The sequence below is a fragment of the Microbulbifer maximicatervae (SeqCode) genome (genome assembly GCF_052467615.1).
In genome coordinates, this window is the sequence record NZ_CP174319.1 from 2,745,507 (window position 1) to 2,764,506 (window position 19,000).

The following is a 19,000-nucleotide window of genomic DNA, read 5'->3' on the forward strand; positions in this document are numbered from 1 at the left end:
AATGTTTTCGATTTCTTATAGCCGCTAGTGCGGCCTCTATTTTCAACTAGGAAGCGGCTTCACTCTCAAACAGGCTGTTATCTTCGACTTCTGGAGTGATGCGTTCGAGCGCTTGCTCTTCTTCTACTTCTTCAGCCTCATCAATTTCATCAGCTTGAGTGGCCCCGCTCTCCACTGCGGGCGGGACTTCGCTGTCGATCAGCTGGTGCAATACCGACTCGCTGACAAAGTGGGCGATGGTCGGGCGTACGCGCAACCAAACCTCCGCACTGGTCTCCACTTCTTCACTGCTGAACTGCACCAGACGCAGCTGGCGCAATTTCTTCAGCAGGTTTTTACGCTCGGCGTGCTTATCCGGCAGGGACATTTTCAGCAGGTTGCGCATGCCCAGCTCCAGGGCTTCCATCGATAGCGCGGCGCAACCACTCTCATCCACCTGCCCTTCCCGCAGCGCTTTATCGTATTCCACGCGCAGGGCGAGAATCGCTGCCACTTCCTGCTGGCTGAGGCGGGCGCGGAAGCCGCCGTGGTGCGGCTCTTCCTGATCCGGCAGACCTGGCACTTCGGCGCCGGGCGGATACACGCGGATAAACTGGAAACGGCTGTCGTGCTGCAAACGCAATCCCAGCGGGGCCAACCACTCGCGCACCAGCTGCTCGCAGCGCTGGAAGCGATCGTAAAGGGTGGTCTCAATTACGCTTTCATCCCGGCAGATAACGCCGTAATCCAACAGGCGCACCAGCAGCTCGGAAAATTCGCTGCGGTTCAGGCGACACTGCGCCAGGGCCTCTTCCAAAGCCTGTTCAATCACTGTTTTTCAGCTCCAGGATATATTCGTCAAATTCGGTGAAATAGTCATTGCTGGCGATTTCACCGGTAAATTTCACCTGCAGGTCGGCGGAGCCGCTCTGGTTCACCGCCGCTGCTTCGATCACATGGCTCATAGCGAGCAGATCACGCGCGTCCCGCAATGGCAGGTTGCGGCTGTTGATCTGGCGGCCGGTGCCGAGGGCATCACTCAGATAATCGCGCAGGTTACTGTTGTTGAAATTAAACGCCTGGTCGAGCAGCTGTTGCAGCTCGATCTCGCGGCGGTTCTCTTCACCGATGGGAGTTTCATCTTCGACCCGGGTATTTACCGGTTGGCGGCGATTGCGCTGCCACAGCTGGGTTTGTTTGGGGTCAAACAGGCGCAGCTGGAAGCCACCTAACTGTTCACCCAGCTGCTCGAGAATTTGTGTTTTTTGCTGGCTTTCACCGAGGCGCTGGCACAGGTCGGCAAATTCACCTTCGGCCTGGCTGTGCAGGTAGCTGAGCTGGCGGATAATAATATCCGCACGCTTGGTAAAGCCCTGTAGTGCGCGGCGCAAAGCGGGCAACTTCACCTCACAGGCGCGGCGCATGCGGTCTTCGATGGTATCGAGCATCAGCCACAGCAGGGAGTGGCCCGGTTGCATCAACTCCGGCAGCAGTTGGCGCAGGCGCTTCTCCCACTCCGCTTTCTGCATATCCTCCTTGCGGCGAATGCAGTCAATCACCCGGTTGATGGAATCGCGATGTTTTTCTACGCTGTCCGCAGACAGACGGATAGCCAGGTCCGGTTGGAAGCGGCTCTCCATAAAGGAGAAAAACTCATCGGTGGCCTGCTGCACCAACAATTGAGCCTCCACTTCCCGCACCATTTCCCGCTTGCGCTCTTCCAGCTCGGCGATCATATCAGTGAAATCCGCCACGATACGCTCGGAGTATTCCCAGGCATCGATCAAGTCGTGTATTTCACCTCGGCTGGCAAAGGCTTCCAGGGCATTTAAGGTGTTGCGGGTATTGCGGTGGCGGGTGCGCACGCGGGTGCCATTCACTTCCACTAGCGGCTGAGTGAAAAGGCGGCCCCGGCGGCTAAACGGATAGGTGGCGGTGAGCGTGGCGCTGTCTACCTGCTTCTCCAGCCAACCGAACTCCACCAGGCTGTTCAGTACCCAGACGGCCTGATCGCGCAGGTTGCGGAAGCGGCCCTCGGGGTCCTGCACTCCATCCTCGCTATCGAGCTGCGGCGCGCGGGTCAGGGCCTCGGCAAAAATTTCCAGAATCTGCTCCCGCAGCAAAGACTCACCGTAGTCAGCCTTGGCGGTGTACAGACGCTCATACAAAAGACGCAAGCACTCAACCACCTGTTCGCGGTATTTACCGGTCAGCGGGCGGAAGAAGTGTTGGTAGGAATCGACGAAGAACAACGACTATAGGCCCGCTTATTCCTCTTCCGGCTTTTGGTTGAAGACACAATATTTTGTGTAGTCGCGGGTATCGTCAAAAGTCCACTGCCCTTTGGGAATGCCATCCATTTTCTCGCACCAGGCATCGGAACCCCGTTTGGGCTCACAGCCGGTCAGTGCGATAAGGGCGATCACAGCGCTGGTCAGGACAAATACTTTTTTCATGGTTCGCTTCTACAAATGAAATTCGAATTTCACTTCCCCGGCGGCCGCAATGTGCCAAACCGGGGAAAATCTATCGGTGTCTCAAGTCTATCCGTGTCTCGGGGTGGGACCGCGCTATTCGCGGCGCCACTTGGTCCCTTCGCGACTATCCTCAAGCACCACACCTTTGGATTTTAACTCTTCGCGAATCTCATCGGCGCGGGCAAAGTCACGGTTCTTCTTGCTTTGTGCGCGCTCTTCGATCAGTGCTTCAACTTCTTCGGCAGAAATACCTTCATCTCCACCACGGGCCTGTTTGAACCAGGCTTCCGGGTCTTGCTGGAGAATGCCCAGCATATCTGCAGCGGCCAGTAGCAAGCCTTTCAGGCGCGCTTTATCCACCTCATCGGCTTTGTTCAAATCGCGGGCAATCTGGTGCAATTCGCTGATGGCGATCGGCGTATTCAGATCGTCTTCCAACGCCCTGATAAAGGCGGTGTCATTAAGATCTGCCGCTTCAGCCTCAACCGCTTCCGTTTCACGCAGTGCGCCATAGAGAGTATCCAGGGTGCGCCATGCCTGATCCAGCAAATCAGCACTGAAATTCAGCTCAGAGCGATAGTGGGCAGACAGCAGTGCGAAACGCAGCACTTCACCGGGGTATTGGCTCAGCAGGTCTTTGACCATGCGGAAGTTGCCCAGGGATTTGGACATCTTTTCGCCATTGATATTTACATAGCCGTTGTGCATCCAGTAGCGCACAAAATCCACACCATTGGCGCAACAGCTCTGGGCGCGCTCGTTTTCGTGGTGGGGGAAGGTCAGGTCGCGACCGCCGCCATGGATATCGATAGTGTCACCCAGGTGCTTCTTGATCATGGCCGAGCACTCCAAGTGCCAACCCGGGCGCCCACGGCCCCATGGGCTGTCCCAGCCGGGCTCATCATCGGCGGACGGCTTCCACAATACGAAGTCACCGGCGTACTTTTTGTAAGGCGCCACTTCCACCCGCGCACCGGCGAGCATATCGTCGAGGGAGCGCTTGGACAGCTGGCCGTACTCCTGCATGGATTCCACGGCGAACAGCACATGGCCCTCAGCGGCGTAGGCGTGACCTTTCTCCAGCAGGCTTTCGATCATCGCGATCATTTCCGGCAAGTGCTGGGTGGCGTAGGGGACGATATCCGGCTCCAGGTTATTGAGCGCGGCCATATCCTCGTAGTAGGCCTGGGCATAGCGCGCCGACAGCACGCCGATTTCCTCTCCGTTATCCCGCGCGGTCTTCATGATTTTGTCGTCAATATCGGTGATATTGCGCGCGTAAATCACATCGCTGAAATTTCTTTTGAGTACCCGGTACAGGGTGTCAAACACCACCACAGGGCGGGCATTGCCAATATGCACGCGGTTGTACACAGTGGGGCCACACACATACATGCGCACCTGATCTTCCACCAGTGGTACGAAGGGTTCTTTCTTCCCGGAAAACGTGTTGTAGACCTGTAGAGACATCTTTTCTCTCGAATTCTTTTTGCTGTGTGGCTGGGCCAGTCATTGACCCAGCCGCGAAAACTGCCGCTCGGGCAGCTCTCCGCTTTGCTATTTGTTTTGCTCTTTGGCCCAGCTGTCGCGCAGACCAATGGTGCGGTTAAACACCGGCGCTTCTGCGCTGCCGTACTTACTGTCGCGACAGAAGTAGCCGTTGCGCTCGAACTGGTAGCCCTGCTCCGGCTCCGCCTTGGCCAGGCCAATCTCGGCCTTACAGCCTTTGAGGACTTGCAGGTTGTCCGGGTTTACGCAGTCGAGGAAGTTCTTACCGCCGGCATCCGGCGCGGCATCATTGAACAGGCGATCGTAGAGGCGCACTTCGCAATCGACATTGTTGTCCGCAGATACCCAGTGAATCACGCCCTTTGGCTTAACGCCGTCGGCCGGGTCTTTGCCCAGGGTGTCCAGATCAACCGAGCAGATCACTTCAATAATTTCACCGGCATCGTTCTTCACGACTTCTTCAGCAAAGATCACATAGGCGTTGCGCAGGCGAACTTTTTTGCCCAGCACCAGACGCTTGTACTTCTTGTTGGCCTCTTCGCGGAAATCCTCTTTCTCAATATAGAGAGTGCGGCCAAAAGGAAGTTCACGGGCCGGCAGATCATCGCGCACCGGGTGGCCGGGTGCTGACAGCATCTCTTCCTGGCCTTCCGGGTAATTTTTCAGGGTAATCTTCAAAGGCTCCATCACGCACATGGCGCGCGGTGCATTTTTATCCAGATCGTCGCGAATGCTGTATTCCAGCATGCCCACATCGACAACTGAGTCGGAGCGGGTTACACCGATCATCTCGCAGAAGTTGCGAATGGAAGCCGGGGTAAAGCCGCGACGGCGCATACCGGACAGGGTCGGCATGCGGGGATCATCCCAGCCGTCTACATGGCCTTCGTCTACCAGCTGCTTGAGCTTGCGCTTGGACACCACGGTGTAGTTGAGGTGCAGGCGTGCAAATTCGTACTGACGCGGGCGCGAAGGCACCGGCAGGTTCTCAATCAGCCAATCGTACAGCGGCTTGTGATCTTCAAACTCCAGGGTACAGATGGAGTGGCTGATACCCTCAATCGCATCACACTGTCCGTGAGCGAAATCATAGCTGGGGTAAATACACCACTTATCACCAGTCTGGTGGTGGGCCATCTTTTTGATGCGGTAGATGATCGGGTCGCGCAGGTTAATATTCGGCGCGGCCATATCGATCTTGGCGCGCAAGCTGCACTGGCCCTCTTCCATTTCACCGTTGCGCATCTTTTCAAACAGCGCCAGGTTTTCCTCGACAGAGCGATCGCGGAAGGGGCTGTTTTTGCCCGGCTCTTTCAGCGTGCCACGATAGTGACGCGCTTCTTCTGCGGACAGGTCGCAGACGTAGGCCTTGCCATCTTTAATCAGGTGCAGCGCCCACTCGTACAATTGATCAAAATTATCCGAGGAGTACTTCGCCTCGCCATTCCACTCAAAACCGAGCCAGGAGACATCGCGCTTTATCGCATCGACAAACTCTTCCTCTTCCTTGGCCGGGTTGGTGTCGTCAAAGCGTAAATTACAGGTGCCACCGAATTCCTGCGCCAGACCAAAATTCAGACAGATGGACTTGGCGTGGCCAATATGCAGGTAGCCGTTGGGCTCCGGCGGGAAGCGGGTCGCAATCTGCGTAACCCGGCCCTCAGTCAGATCTTCACGGATAAGGTTCTGTAAAAAGTGAGCTGGCTTGCTCTCGGATGTCATAGGATTCTCTTAATTTACAGCTGTGCGAACGTAAACGGCGAATTATAACCTACTTGAGAGACAGAATATCGAATTTGAAGGAACGCTTTTCATAGAAATTCACTGCAAGCGTTTGATTTTTGTGCAATTGACACAGATATTCCGACACAGCATTTTACAGCTACAGACTACAAGGTATCATGCCGCCCCAAATCAACCCTCATAGGACATTTTATGATCACCCTTCACACAACCCATGGAGATATAGCCATCGAATTGGATTTCGAAAAGGCACCCAAGACTGCTGCCAACTTTTTGCAGTACTGCCGTGACGATTTCTATACCGGCACTGTCTTCCACCGGGTGATCAACAACTTTATGATCCAAGGTGGCGGCATGACTCCGGACATGCAACAGAAGGAAACCCGCGACTCCATCGAAAACGAAGCCAACAATGGCTTGAAGAACGACACTGGCACCCTGGCCATGGCCCGCACTATGGACCCGCATTCCGCCAGCTCCCAGTTCTTTATCAATGTTAAGGACAACGATTTCCTGAACTTCCGCAGCGAAGATTCTCAGGGTTGGGGTTACTGCGTATTTGGTAAGGTTGTCGACGGCATGGACGTGGTCAACAAAATCAAAGACGTTAAAACCGGCAGCAAAGGCTTCCACCAGGACGTACCCCTGGAGACTATCGAAATCACCGGTATCAGCATCTCTGACGCCTACGCCGATAAGTAATTCCACGGGTCAGTACCGACTCTAAGGCGGGGACATTGTCTACTTATTTTATTTCTGACTTGCACCTCGACGAAAAACGCCCGGATATTACCCGGGCGTTTTTTGATTTTCTGCACGGGCGAGCTGCCGGTGCTGAGGCGCTATATATTCTCGGCGACTTTTTTGAGGCGTGGGTTGGCGACGACGACGATGCCCCGCTGGCCCGCGAAGTGATTGGCGAGTTAAGTCGCTATAGCGGTACCGGCGTAGAGTTGTACCTGATGCACGGCAATCGGGATTTCCTGCTGGGTACCGACTTCGCCCAGCGCGCGGGAGCCACTTTACTTCAGGACCCGACTGCGTTGTCCCTCGGTAATGAGCGCGTGTTGCTTATGCACGGCGACAGCCTTTGCACCCTCGACAAAGAGTATATGGCGTTCCGCCGCCAGGCCCGGGACCCCAAGTGGCAACAAGAGCTATTGGCCAGGTCTCTACAGGAACGCCGCGCTATTGCCGCGCAGATTCGTATGGCATCCAAGAGTATGAACAGCCGCAAGGCCGAAGACATCATGGATGTAACCCAGGAAGAAGTGGAGCGGGTGATGCTTGAGCACAATGTGCTTCGACTGATCCACGGCCACACCCACCGGCCCGCCCGCCACGCGTTGACGATCAACGGTGAACCGGCGGAGCGTATTGTGCTGGGAGACTGGGATAAGAATGCCTGGTGCCTGAAAGCGGACAAAGACTCACTGGAGTTGATTCACTGGCCGATCGGCTAGGAGCCGGCGTTTTGGATGAGGCTCTGCTGTTGCTGCGCAGCCTCTACCAATTCCTCAAGCGTCTCCCGCAAACGCTGCACACCCCCAAATTGAAAACCTTTCCCCTGTAAATAAGCGCAATCCATCACTGCCGGTGGTTTCACTTGTGGCTGGAGAGGTAGCGGTCCCTGCTGTCCAGATATCGATCTTAGAATCTTTACCAACTCGCGACTGCTAACCAGGCAATCACTACAGTTTACTGCCCGCCCCCGGGCATCTTCGTGCTCAAGTAATAGCTCTACCGCCCGCGCCACATCTTCTCCGTGCACTTCCGTTGAAAGCCGGGAATTTAAATAGGCTTCCCCAGATATCACGGCTCGAGCGATGTCATACCACTTGCTGCGACTTAGCGGACTCACCAGCCCGTAAACTCCAGTTAAGCGCAATGACACCGCATGCCAGCCACGCTGATATGCCCAAGCAGACAGCATGGCTTCCACAGCCGCTTTATAGCCGCCGTAGAAAGTATCCGGCTGAACAACCTGCTCCTCACTTAAAGAACCGCTCAACTTTCCAGTGGCATAAACGGCACGACTGGAAATAAAAACAAATTTTTTTACCTTCGCTGCATAGGCGTATCGGATTAATGCCAGGGTTTGACTGAGATTTACATGTAGAAAACCCTCGAGATCGTCCCCCTCCCCTTTTCGATAGCACCCAGGAAGATGCTCGAAAGCTGCATGCACCACCACATCTAGATTGCTGACGAATGTCTGTAGCGTTGTATCAGAAGTAATATCCCCGATACTCCACGCCAATCTGGGTGAAGCAATACTGCGAAAAAGAGCTGCACTTTCCTCCCTGCGCAGTAATGCTCGCACTTCATAGCCCTGCCGTAAAAAATGCCTGACTAGAAATTGCCCCACATAGCCACTCGCACCAGTTATCCCTATTCTCACAATTCCCTCTCTCGATTTTATTTTCTAAGCACGGGCTAACTCATCCAGATCAACGGCGATATCTCGCCCTTCGTAAACCGCCCACCACAAGTCGATCAGGGGCTTGAGCTTTTCAACTTTTGAGTGCTGTTTTTGCCAGGGTTTTTCATATTGGTAGTGAATGACATGAATACTGTCCCACTGCCACAGCTGCGGTAAATTCAGGTAGAGGTATTGCAAGGCGTTATAGATATAAGGCAGGCCGTGCCAACGAGGAAAAAAGGACTGCAAAAATGTCTGGTCTGTGCGTCGCCAGAAAACCCCTGGTCGATCCAGTTGCTCAAGCATTTTTTGGTAAGTCGCTTCACTCGGTACTGCAGTAAACAATCCCGAATTCATACGATGAAATCCATCCAAGTCTTCGTAAAGATTGGGAGCTGCGCAAAATTCCGGGTAATTCATCAAGTGGTCAATATTGCGCAATACCAGGGTGTCCGCATCCAGGAAAACAAGCTTATCGAATTGGGTCAATTGCCACAGTGCCAATTTGCAAAAGTTATTCAGTGGGTCATGGAAAGCGGGCTTACTACCCTTGTCAAAGGGCGCGCGCCGGTGCAAAGAATCGCGTTTATGGCGGCGGATAAACTCATCGGAAAAACGAGGCGTATAAACTTCTTTTATCTTGCAGCCCGCCGCTTCCAATGGCGCTGGATCACAACTGTTCGGTGGCACCATACAAATTAACGGATAGGCACTGGCCGTACGATCCAATGAGTGTTTCAGTGCCTGCGCACCTATCACATAATCAGGACTATTAACCAGGGTCACAAAGGCACATCTTGACATAACAATTGGCTCTACAGTCCCTATACAGCTTTATTTACAGCGGCGGTAGAATATCTTCAGGTCCGCACAATAATCTGTCACACCAGCGACTTACCATTGCTTCTACTTGTTTTTGTTCAAAGCAATTTTCATTGTAGATAAAGCTCGAGCGCAACTGCTTCCCAAAGACGGTAATAGATAGATAGATGCCATATGGCGTTAAGCGCGTCGCCAGAGGGACAATGCGAATCTTCAAGTGGTCATCCAATTTGACCCAGTCAGAAGTTTCACCGGTATAAACCGCAAAAAAACCTTCCCGATGCTCCTCTGTTTGCAGGAAAGTCACCAAGTAGCAATGGGATGCATCGAGGTGATGGCCAATCAGGCCGTGGGGCCCAATTGCATCAGCAGCATAAACCGTGCGCATGGCATACTTTATCTCCGCAGACAGGCGCGTGAGCTTCTCCTGCCAGGATTCATCCCTACAAACCATCAGGTTGACATACCGGCACATAGGGCCAAACACTTCCCGATACTCCCTCTTAAGCCGAAGGGATAAATTGCCATTCATCCAAAAAGAGTGAGGTATGAATTCACATAAAACCTGCTGAAATGCGGCTGTCAGATAGGCGAAGAGACTCACATTCTCCGAGCTGGCCAATGCCTTTATCTGCTCCAGCTCAATCTCATCTATGTGCTGGATTACTTCACTACAAATAACCGAGGTCTCTTCCGATTGGGGCAACTGCTCTATCTCATCTTTTTGGGATTGCAACTTTTGCTGCCAAAGATTTCGCGCCTTATCCCCCCTCGGCGATCTCAGATAGGTATTTTCATAATTCACATAATCAGCAAAGTCTGCAGTTTCCACCCTAGGTTGATAATCCTTACCCTTCACACTATCCAAATAGTGAGTCAAGGATTCAGACCAGAGGAGTGACAAGCTAATCCCATCGGCAATGATGTGGTGACACTTGGTCAAGAAAATGTATTCATCTTCTCCACTGCGAAGAACACTGAGTCCCAACAATTGGTCCTGCGTCAAATCCATTGGCGAGCTACCAAATTGACGCAAAAAGCTCTCGAAGTGAGCATCACTTAAGTGGCGGATGTCGATATAGTCCAGTTCAATATCTACAAAGGAGCGAACAGCCGGTTCCCCGCTATAACGACAGCGAAAAATCGGATAGGTGTTTACCACCTCTGAAATAGACTTCTTAAACAGTTCAACATCGAATTCTCCTTTGAAAACCATGGCGCGGGTAATCAGGTCGACCAGATCCTTGCGGTGATGCAAATCATAAATACGCTGCTCAGTGATCGATAGGGGGACCTGAGTCGATAAACTCCAACCGGCCATTCTGGTCTCCAAAAATCATTTGCCCGACACAAGATCACTAATGAGTCTGATAAAACTGCACAAGATCATCGGGAACGTTACTTTTAGAATATACAAAACAGTGAAATGACAACGGCGGTATGCTGAAGGCGCAGACAAGATTCTCTTGATTTAAGTCACCGGCACGATGCATGATCTCTACAAACTATAAGGGGCAGGAGTTCCATCCAGGTGATCAATAACCTGAATAAACGCGTATTGATTCTCGGCGGCTACGGCAATTTCGGTGCACGTATTGCACAAATGCTGAGTTCTGAGCCCAATATCCAGCTGATTATTGCCGGCCATAACAAGACACGGGCAGACCGCTGCGCCCAATCACTCAGTGGCCTCGCCGAGGGGTTACGATTGGAGAGGGACTCCATCAACTTGACTGCGCAACTGAAAGCCTTGCACCTGGATTTATTAATCCACTGCGCTGGCCCCTACCAGAGAGAAACCGATTACCGGGTGGCCAAAGCCTGCATTGAAGCCCGCACACCCTACATCGATATTTCAGATGCGCGCCGCTTTGTATGTGATTTTCACCGTCTCTCCCCGGCCGCCGAGGCCGCCGGTATCGCCATGGTATCCGGTGCCAGCAGCCTGCCCGGCCTCAGTTCAGCAGCCATAGCTGAGATCCAGAAAGAGCTGCCGGTCATTCGCTCCGTGCAGGCGGCAATTGCTCCGGCACACAAGGTAGAACGCGGCCTCGCCACCGTGCGCTCCGGTTTTGAAGCACTGGGGGAGAGCTTCCCCCAATTGCGGGATGGGCGCTGGAGAGAATCATTTGCCGGCAATCACCTGCGCTCGGTAAGTCTTGCCCACCCTGTGGGAAAACGCTGGCTGTGCGACTTTGAAGTACCCGACCTGGAGTTGTGCCCCAGGTACCTGCCAGATTTAAACACAGCACTATTTTCCACGGGGACAGAGCCCCTGATTCTCCAGGCCGGCCTGTCTTTGTGCGCCCAACTCTCGCGCCTAAATTTGCCCGCTACAAGCTCCCGCATCGCACAGATTGCCCATAAATTGAGTGCCCGCTGGCCTGGTGGCAGCTCTCACGGCGGCATGATTGTCCGCGCACTGGGTGAAGATGCTGACGGTAGGACAGCTGGTAGGCAGTGGCAAATACTTGGAATGGATGGCGATGGCGTCTGGATTCCTGCAGCACCCGCAGTGGCTTTAGCGAGAAAATTCCTTCGCGGTGAGATTTCAGACAGTGGCGCGCGCGCATGCTGGCAACTATTGAAGCTGGATGAAATTCTGGATGAACTGAAGGATTACTCCATCGTCACTGCCATCGAGTTTTTACCTGCAGAGCAAAATTCACTGCCTGCGTTGGCGGCGAGCTAGGGGAAAAAGCCCTTTAGTTGACCTTATCAAGGCAGAACCCTTACAAATGATCTAGGTTCAGTATCGGAACTTTATGTAACGATGCTGAACCTGATTTTATGAGTAGCTCCAACCCCTGGTGCGCCTATTCCGGCCGGAATGGTATAAAGCGCGCAATAATCCCCATTACCGCTCTCATCCTGACCCCGTTCTTCTTGGTGCTCACGTTTACAGACAGCGCCTGGTGGCTGGTGGCTCTACTGACTAGCGTTTCACTGGTACTACTGGGAATCTACGATATGCTCCAACCCCACTGGAGCATTACGCGGAACTTCCCGGTTGCCGGCCGCATTCGCTGGATATTCCTGAACCTGCGTCCCTATTTCCGCGCCTATATGGTCGAGGGTGATGAGGAGGGGCGCCCTTACAGCATTGAAGCCCGACGACTGGTGTACGCCCGCTCTGAAGGTTTTTCCGATATGCATCCGTTCGGCACTGAAAAAGATGTGCAGAGTGAGGAATATACCTGGCTCACTCACTCGGTGAAGCCCGAAAAAAATGCAGACACTTCCTGCCGTACTGAAGTGGGCACGGGCCGCTGCAAACAGCCCTACTCCGCCGCCCTGTTAAATATCTCTGCCATGAGCTTTGGCGCTCTGTCCGCTGCCGCAGTAGAAGCCTTGAATAAGGGAGCCTCAATTGGCGGCTTCTATCACGATACCGGTGAGGGAGGTATCAGCCCCTATCACCGCAAGCACGGCGGCGACCTAGTGTGGGAATTGGGTACCGGTTATTTCGGTGCGCGCAACGATGACGGCAGCTTTAACCCGGATCTATTCCGCGAGGCCTGCAACGACCAGGTCAAAATGACGGAAATTAAATTGAGCCAAGGCGCCAAACCTGGGCACGGTGGAGTTTTACCCGGCGCCAAAGTTACCCAGGAGATCGCTTCCACCCGCAAGGTTACACCCGGGCAGAACTGCGTCTCCCCTCGCGCGCACTCCATGTTCTCCACCCCCATTGAAATGCTTGAATTCGCCGAGCAGATGCGCGAACTCTCCGGCGGCAAACCGGTAGGCATAAAACTCTGCGTAGGGCATATCTACGAAGTGATGGCCATTATGAAGGCCATGCACGAGACCGGGAAACTGGTGGACTTTATTGTTGTGGATGGCGCCGAAGGCGGCACCGGCGCGGCGCCGCTGGAGCTGTCCAACCACGTGGGCATGCCGCTGCTGGAGGGGCTGATTATCGTGCGCAATGCTCTGGTGGGGGCGGGCCTGAAAGATAAGGTGAAGCTGGCCGCCAGCGGCAAGGTTTATTCCGCGTCCGGCCTGGCACAGTGCCTGGCCATTGGCGCTGACTGGTGCAATGCGGCGCGGGCATTTATGTTTTCCGTGGGCTGCATCCAGTCCCAGCGCTGCCATACGGATACCTGCCCAACTGGCGTTACCACCCAGGACCCTCGGCGACAGCGCGGGCTGGTGGTGGATGTGCAGAGTAAAAGGGCGGCTGCTTTCCAGGCAAAAACTCTCGAAGCACTGGGGGATATAGTGGCCGGCGCAGGGCTTACCGATCCCCGGGACCTGAAACCCTATCACCTGGTTCACCGAATTAATGGCGCTGAATCCAGGCCGATAGATCGTATCTGGCATTTTCTCGACACCAACTCCCTAATCGACGCACCGGAAGATACGCCTTACTGGCACTGGTGGCTGGCCGCACAGGCAGACAGTTTTCAGCCTGCGATCAAGCTCGAAGAAGGCAAGTACGCGTCGATCCGACGCGCTATTAACCGCTAGCCCCACCCAATCTGTGGAGACTGCTATGCAGACCGTTTCAGAAATTATTGTCGATACACTGGTCAAGGCCGGCGCCAAACGGTGTTACGGCATTGTCGGCGATACCATCAATCACTTCACATCAGCGGTACGCACTTCCGACTTGGAGTGGATACATGTGCGCCATGAGGAAGTGGGCGCTTTCGCCGCTGGGGGTGAGTCTTACCTTACCGGTGAGTTGAGCGTCTGCGCCGGAACTGCCGGGCCCGGCAGCCTGCACTTTATCAACGGCATTTTTGAAAGCCATCGCAATGGCGCCCCGGTGGTACTGATTGCCTCTCGAATCGACCGTGCGGAACAGGGGTTCGGCTATCCACAGGAAGTGGATCAGCAAAAGCTCTACGAACAGTGTTCGGTCTTCTGTGAAACCATGACCCACCCGGAACAAGCCCGTCGAATGATTGTGCAGGCTGCACAAACTGCGCTTACTCGCGGTGGAGTCGCGGTGGTGCAAATTAGCGGCGACTTGTTCAAGGAGAAAAGCAAAGACAGTCTGCCCTGGTCGGTACATCGCCCTGAATGGCTAGCGCGTCCGTCTGACTCTGAGCTCGACGCCCTGGCAAAGAAAATCAACGCCGCAAAAAATATCACTATTTACGGCGGTATCGGCTGCCGTCACGCTCACGATGAAGTAGTAAAACTAGGGCAACACCTGGCCGCTCCTATTGCCCACACCACCAAGTCGAAAGAGTTTCTCGAATACGACAACCCCTGCCATGTAGGCATGACCGGGATTCTCGGCAATCCCGCAGGCTACCGGGCCATGGAGACTTGTGACCTGTTACTGTGCCTGGGTACCGATTTTGCCTATACCCAGTTCTACCCGGAAAAAGCCACCATTATTCAAATTGATGCGGAAGCGCCGCACCTGGGGCGACGCGCCCCTGTGGATATGGGCCTGGTAGGGCATGTGGGTCCAACCATTGAAGCCCTCTTGCCCCGATTAAAGGCCCGCACCGACAGTACCTTCCTCGATGACCTTCTCGAACGATACAAAAAAGATCGGGAAGAGATGAAGAGCCGCGGCAAAGAGAAAGACCCCAGCCTGATCCACCCTCAATTTGTCGCCCAGACGCTCAACAAGCTGGCCGATGAGGATGCCGTATTCACCGCCGATGGCGGCGCCTGTATGGTTTGGATGCTCCGCGACCTCACTGCCAACGGCAAACGCTCATTTCTCACCAGCCTTTCCCATGGCACCATGGCCAACGCCTACCCCCAAGCCCTGGGCATGGCCAAAGCCTATCCCGGGCGCCAGGTCATCGCTATGTGCGGCGACGGTGGTATGACCATGTTAATGGGAGACCTGTTGACACTGGTGCAAGAAAAAATCCCATTAAAAGTCCTGGTATTTAACAACAATTCCCTCGGCTTCGTAGAGATGGAGCAGCGTATTGAGGGGCTACTCGACAGCTATACCGACTTACACAACCCGGACTTCGGCCGCGTTGCCGAAGCTTGTGGCATCAGCGGTGCCAGTATCGAGAGTGCGGATCAGCTTGAGGACAGCATGAAGCGCTGGCTCGCCACTGACGGGCCGGCACTACTCAGCGTACCGACGAACCGCGTGGAGCTGGTGATGCCGCCGGAAGTTACGGCGCAGCAAGTCACCTCCACCGCACTGTTCGGACTTAAGGCAATACTCAACGGCCGCGCAGATGAGGTGGTAGATCTTTTGCGAGACAATTTCCTGCGCTGAGACTTTTTAGCAGGCCACAATAAAAGGTTTGTGCGGCACTCATGCATCATTTCGGACAGCAACGCCATAACAGCATGCTGGCCCTGATCGCCAGCAGTGAAGTCGACGACAACAGCGCTCCCGGCCGCGCCGCCATGAGGCTACAGGCAGAGTTATCAGAGCGAAAAATTGACGTAATAACAACCACCAGCGGTAGTGATGCCTGCGCCATACTGAGTACTAACACCGCGATCCAATGCCTGCTGATTAATTGGACCCTGCCCGGTGAAGCGAAATGCCCCGCCCTGGTTGTATTGGAAGAGCTACGCGCCCGCAATCCCCAAATGCCGGTATTCCTTCTGGCAGATCAGCAGACTGTCAGCACCATGCCGCGACGGGCCCTGGAATTAGCCAACGATTTTATCTGGATGCTGGAAGATACCCCGACCTTTATCGGCGGTCGCATCCAAAGCGCGATTGAGAGATACCGCCACACCATTCTTCCCCCCATGTTTCGCGCCCTGACCCACTTTGCCCGGGTCCATGAATATTCGTGGCACACACCCGGCCACACGGGGGGAACAGCTTTTCTCAAATCCCCTGCGGGTCGCGCTTTTTACGATTTCTTTGGGGAAAATATGTTGCGCTCGGACCTGTCTGTTTCTGTAACAGAGCTGGGATCGCTTTTGGATCACTCGGGCCCCATTGCCAAGGGAGAGCAATATGCAGCAAAAGTATTTGGTGCGGATCGCACTTACTATGTAACCAATGGCTCTTCGACATCGAATAGAGTCATATTGATGGCATCGGTTACCCGGGGGCAAATGGCTCTATGCGATCGAAACTGCCATAAATCCGTTGAACACGCGATCACCATGTCAGGTGCAGTTCCGACCTACCTGATACCCCTACGCAACAACTACGGCCTCATAGGCCCTGTCCCTCCCCAGCAGCTGACGGCCAGCTCTGTTGCCAATGCTATTCGGCAAAACCCTTTGTCCAAGCACGCCCAAAATTCCCGTGCCGTTCACGCCGTCATTACCAACTCCACCTACGATGGTCTCTGTTACAACGTGCGCAGAGTGGAAGAACTTCTCGGCGAGTCCGTTGATCGCCTGCACTTTGACGAAGCCTGGTACTCATACGCTCGATTTAATCCTATCTACCGGGATCGCTTCGCGATGTACGATTTGGGCGAAGCCGACGCGAAAAATGGCCCGAGCAAATTTGCCACTCAGTCAACACATAAATTACTCGCCGCATTGTCCCAGGCATCGATGATTCACATTCGCGATGGGCGTAAACCCATTGAGCATGGGCGCTTTAATGAAGCCTTTATGATGCATGCCTCAACCTCCCCACTTTACTCCATCATGGCCTCCAATGATGTGAGCGCAGCAATGATGGATGGGCCGGGTGGAAAAGCATTAACAGAGGAGTCAATTGCTGAGGCCGTAGCGTTCCGACAAGTATTGGCCCGTTTGCAGCAGGAGTATCGCGATAAAGAAGAGTGGTTCTTCGGAGGTTGGCAGCCTGAGCATGTCACCGACCCCAGTAACGGGCACAACTACGCCTTTCACAGCGCCCCAGCAGAACTCCTGTGTCATGAGCCCAGCTGCTGGTTATTAGACCCTGGCGAGTCATGGCATGGATTTGGTGATATTGAGCCAGATTACTGCATGTTGGACCCGATTAAAGTATCGATTACCACCCCGGGGATAAACCCTAATGGCAAACTGTCTGCATCTGGAATACCTGCCAACATCGTCAGTAAATACCTGGACAACCTCGGCATTATCGTGGAGAAAACTACCGATTTTACGATTTTGTTCCTGTTTTCTATCGGTATTACCAAGGGTAAGTGGGGCACTCTAATCAATGCTTTACTGGCCTTTAAGCGCGACTTCGATGCCAACCGGCCCTTAAGTGAATGCCTGCCAAACCTTATAAAAAAGTCCCCAGCCTATCGCAATATCGGGCTGCGCGACCTTGCAGACAATATGTTTGCTTCCATGAAAAAATTGCAAACCACAGTGCAAATGTCTGCAGGATTTTCAGCCTTACCTAGAGCTGACTGCAGTCCGGTACAAGCTTATGAAACCCTGGTTCGCGGCAATGTGGAAATGCTTCCGCTAAGCAAGTTACCGGGACGTACCGCAGCCACGGGCGTTGTACCCTACCCTCCAGGTATTCCTCTGTTAATGCCCGGCGAAAATTTTGGCGATGAAGATAGTCCGGCATTGATTTACTTGAGAACTCTGGAAGCCTTCGACCAGCAATTTCCAGGCTTTACCCACGATAACCACGGAGTAGAGGTGCGGGACGGCCATTATCATATTTACGCCCTGCGGGGAGACTCGCCATAGGCTCGCCTATCAAAGAGGAGCATAAAATAGGCTTAGTGCCCGCAACCCTGATGGTTGCAGGCAATATGATGGGCTCTGGGGTTTTTATGCTCCCCGCCAATCTCGCCGCAGTCGGCAGTATTTCTTTGATCGGCTGGTTGATAACCATTGTCGGCGCTATCTCCTTGGCCCTGGTATTTGCCAAGCTCGCCGCTATCTATCCCGCAGCCGGCGGCCCTTACGCCTATGCCCGCCGCGCTTTTGGCGATTACATTGGCTACCAAACCAATCTGGTTTACTGGCTGGCCAATGTAATCGGTAATGTTGCGCTGATTACTGCAGGCCTGGGCTATCTGACCCATTTTTTTCCTCCGTTAAAAGACCCACTGACTTTTGCCATGGCCCAGGTTGCCATGGTCTGGCTGCTGACTTACGCCAATGTACTGGGCCCGCGCACCGTCGGTCGCATCCAATCCCTCACCACCGGCCTGGTTTTGCTTCCAATCCTCGGCACCGCTATTTTTGGCTGGTTCTGGTTCGACCAGCAAAACTTTACCAGCAGCTGGAATGTTTCAGGCAAAAGCGACCCCAGTGCCATTATGGCCAGCCTGACCTTCACGCTCTGGGCCTTTATTGGGGTGGAAACCGCCTCTGTATCCGCCGCAGTGGTAAAAGACCCCACCAAGAACGTCCCAATCGCAACGGTTGGGGGAGTTATCCTGGCTTCTATTGCCTATGTACTCAGCTCATCGGTCATTATGGGGATGCTGCCGAACCAGGAATTAATCAGCTCCTCCGCTCCCTTTGCCGATGCTGCTCGCCTGGCACTGGGAAATACTGCGGCCAATGTCGTAGCCCTGTGCGCCGCTATTGGCTGTATCGGTTCATTGGGCGGCTGGATACTGTTGGTGGGGCAGTCTGCCAAGGCGGCGGCAGATGATGGCCTGTTTGCAGCACTATTTGCCCGCACCAATAACAAAGGCGTGCCTACCGGCGGATTAACCCTGGTGGCCGTGCTGATGTCTGTATTGATACTTACCACCATATCGCCAACGGCCAGCCAGCAGTTTGGCAAAATTGCCTCTGTCGCTGTGATTATGACGCTGATGCCCTATATCTATTCAGCGGTAGCTTTGCGGGTTTTAGCCTACGGCAAAATGCCGCCTCAGCAGTACGGACTGTTTACTGTGATTTTGCTGATTGCAGCGGTGTACTGCCTTGTGGCCCTGGTGGGATCTGACGGGCAACAAACCCGCTGGTCCCTGATCTTTGTGATTGCGACAGTCATTTTTTATGCGCTAATTTTAAATCGCCGTCGCAGCGTTGAAGAAAAGCACTTTCTACCCGGTGGGCCAGAACCAGCCTGGGTTCACTACTTCACTCTCTTTGCCACAATTGCTGCCCTGTGCCTGTTCTTCTGGTTTTCCGTAGGGCAATACCCGGACTTGGAATTGCGCCTGCGCGCACCCAACCCCTCGGGTCATCATCTTGAGAGGCACATTGAACCCTAGAC

The 19,000-nt window shown here is 54.0% G+C and carries 15 protein-coding genes; 7 read left to right on the forward strand and 8 right to left on the reverse strand.

Features of this window, described 5'->3' with window-relative positions; translation table 11 throughout:
* Positions 1-46 precede the first annotated feature (46 nt).
* The 5 genes from ACJJIM_RS12255 to ACJJIM_RS12275 all read right to left on the reverse strand — a co-directional run bounded on the left by ACJJIM_RS12255 (position 47) and on the right by ACJJIM_RS12275 (position 5,687).
* On the reverse strand, positions 47-811 hold the full coding sequence (locus tag ACJJIM_RS12255; RefSeq protein WP_444911089.1) for a DUF4194 domain-containing protein: 765 nt from the start codon (positions 809-811) through the stop codon (positions 47-49).
* Complete coding sequence (locus tag ACJJIM_RS12260) at positions 804-2,231, reverse strand: Wadjet anti-phage system protein JetA family protein (protein ID WP_413662527.1); 1,428 nt, start codon at positions 2,229-2,231, stop codon at positions 804-806. Before ACJJIM_RS12260 ends, ACJJIM_RS12255 begins: the two co-directional genes overlap by 8 nt.
* Before the next feature lie 15 nt (positions 2,232-2,246).
* Entirely contained in the window at positions 2,247-2,435 is a 189-nt protein-coding gene (locus ACJJIM_RS12265; RefSeq protein WP_108733723.1) for a DUF3012 domain-containing protein, read from the reverse strand.
* A gap of 114 nt (positions 2,436-2,549) precedes the next feature.
* Positions 2,550-3,926, reverse strand: a complete 1,377-nt coding sequence (gene cysS / locus ACJJIM_RS12270) for a cysteine--tRNA ligase (RefSeq protein ID WP_444911090.1) — start codon at positions 3,924-3,926, stop codon at positions 2,550-2,552.
* An 87-nt stretch (positions 3,927-4,013) separates the two neighbouring features.
* On the reverse strand, positions 4,014-5,687 hold the full coding sequence (locus ACJJIM_RS12275; protein WP_413662529.1) for a glutamine--tRNA ligase/YqeY domain fusion protein: 1,674 nt from the start codon (positions 5,685-5,687) through the stop codon (positions 4,014-4,016).
* Positions 5,688-5,900: 213 nt separating this feature from the next.
* Here ACJJIM_RS12275 and ACJJIM_RS12280 point away from each other — a divergent pair, with 213 nt between their 5' ends.
* Positions 5,901-6,410, forward strand: a complete 510-nt coding sequence (locus ACJJIM_RS12280) for a peptidylprolyl isomerase (protein ID WP_108733726.1) — start codon at positions 5,901-5,903, stop codon at positions 6,408-6,410.
* Between the two features lie 35 nt (positions 6,411-6,445).
* Positions 6,446-7,171, forward strand: coding sequence for a UDP-2,3-diacylglucosamine diphosphatase (locus ACJJIM_RS12285; protein WP_444911091.1), 726 nt, complete (start codon positions 6,446-6,448; stop codon positions 7,169-7,171).
* Here the strand turns inward: ACJJIM_RS12285 and ACJJIM_RS12290 are convergent.
* Genes ACJJIM_RS12290 through ACJJIM_RS12300 form a run of 3 tightly spaced genes read right to left on the reverse strand, consistent with a single transcriptional unit; the run spans position 7,168 to position 10,273 of the window.
* Entirely contained in the window at positions 7,168-8,109 is a 942-nt protein-coding gene (locus ACJJIM_RS12290; protein ID WP_444911092.1) for an NAD-dependent epimerase/dehydratase family protein, read from the reverse strand. The two genes, ACJJIM_RS12285 and ACJJIM_RS12290, sit on opposite strands and share 4 nt — an antisense overlap.
* Positions 8,110-8,133: 24 nt before the next feature.
* Positions 8,134-8,934 carry a glycosyltransferase gene (locus tag ACJJIM_RS12295; RefSeq protein ID WP_444911093.1) on the reverse strand — a complete coding sequence of 267 codons (801 nt, stop codon included), beginning with the start codon at positions 8,932-8,934 and terminating at the stop codon, positions 8,134-8,136.
* Positions 8,935-8,968: 34 nt separating this feature from the next.
* Complete coding sequence (locus ACJJIM_RS12300) at positions 8,969-10,273, reverse strand: condensation domain-containing protein (RefSeq protein WP_444911094.1); 1,305 nt, start codon at positions 10,271-10,273, stop codon at positions 8,969-8,971.
* A 210-nt stretch (positions 10,274-10,483) separates the two neighbouring features.
* Here ACJJIM_RS12300 and ACJJIM_RS12305 point away from each other — a divergent pair, with 210 nt between their 5' ends.
* The 5 genes from ACJJIM_RS12305 to adiC all read left to right on the forward strand — a co-directional run bounded on the left by ACJJIM_RS12305 (position 10,484) and on the right by adiC (position 18,998).
* Positions 10,484-11,644, forward strand: a complete 1,161-nt coding sequence (locus ACJJIM_RS12305; protein ID WP_444911095.1) for a saccharopine dehydrogenase family protein — start codon at positions 10,484-10,486, stop codon at positions 11,642-11,644.
* A 98-nt stretch (positions 11,645-11,742) separates the two neighbouring features.
* Positions 11,743-13,425: an FMN-binding glutamate synthase family protein gene (locus tag ACJJIM_RS12310; RefSeq protein ID WP_444911096.1), complete on the forward strand. Its 1,683-nt coding sequence runs from the start codon at positions 11,743-11,745 to the stop codon at positions 13,423-13,425.
* 25 nt (positions 13,426-13,450) lie between these two features.
* On the forward strand, positions 13,451-15,163 hold the full coding sequence (locus tag ACJJIM_RS12315; RefSeq protein WP_444911097.1) for a thiamine pyrophosphate-dependent enzyme: 1,713 nt from the start codon (positions 13,451-13,453) through the stop codon (positions 15,161-15,163).
* A gap of 41 nt (positions 15,164-15,204) precedes the next feature.
* The gene (locus ACJJIM_RS12320) at positions 15,205-17,508 is read left to right on the forward strand and encodes an Orn/Lys/Arg decarboxylase N-terminal domain-containing protein (protein ID WP_444911098.1); all 2,304 of its coding nucleotides are present in this window, start codon (positions 15,205-15,207) and stop codon (positions 17,506-17,508) included.
* 8 nt (positions 17,509-17,516) lie between these two features.
* Complete coding sequence (gene adiC, locus ACJJIM_RS12325) at positions 17,517-18,998, forward strand: arginine/agmatine antiporter (protein ID WP_444913394.1); 1,482 nt, start codon at positions 17,517-17,519, stop codon at positions 18,996-18,998.
* The last annotated feature ends 2 nt before the right edge of the window (positions 18,999-19,000 follow it).

Coding starts and splice junctions, on each gene's coding strand:
- ACJJIM_RS12265 (WP_108733723.1), bottom strand. CDS start 2,435: ATGAAAAAAGTATTTGTCCTGACCAGCGCTGTGATCGCCCTTATCGCA.
- cysS (WP_444911090.1), bottom strand. CDS start 3,926: ATGTCTCTACAGGTCTACAACACGTTTTCCGGGAAGAAAGAACCCTTC.
- ACJJIM_RS12275 (WP_413662529.1), bottom strand. CDS start 5,687: ATGACATCCGAGAGCAAGCCAGCTCACTTTTTACAGAACCTTATCCGT.
- ACJJIM_RS12280 (WP_108733726.1), top strand. CDS start 5,901: ATGATCACCCTTCACACAACCCATGGAGATATAGCCATCGAATTGGAT.
- ACJJIM_RS12295 (WP_444911093.1), bottom strand. CDS start 8,934: ATGTCAAGATGTGCCTTTGTGACCCTGGTTAATAGTCCTGATTATGTG.
- ACJJIM_RS12300 (WP_444911094.1), bottom strand. CDS start 10,273: ATGGCCGGTTGGAGTTTATCGACTCAGGTCCCCCTATCGATCACTGAG.
- ACJJIM_RS12310 (WP_444911096.1), top strand. CDS start 11,743: ATGAGTAGCTCCAACCCCTGGTGCGCCTATTCCGGCCGGAATGGTATA.
- ACJJIM_RS12315 (WP_444911097.1), top strand. CDS start 13,451: ATGCAGACCGTTTCAGAAATTATTGTCGATACACTGGTCAAGGCCGGC.
- ACJJIM_RS12320 (WP_444911098.1), top strand. CDS start 15,205: ATGCATCATTTCGGACAGCAACGCCATAACAGCATGCTGGCCCTGATC.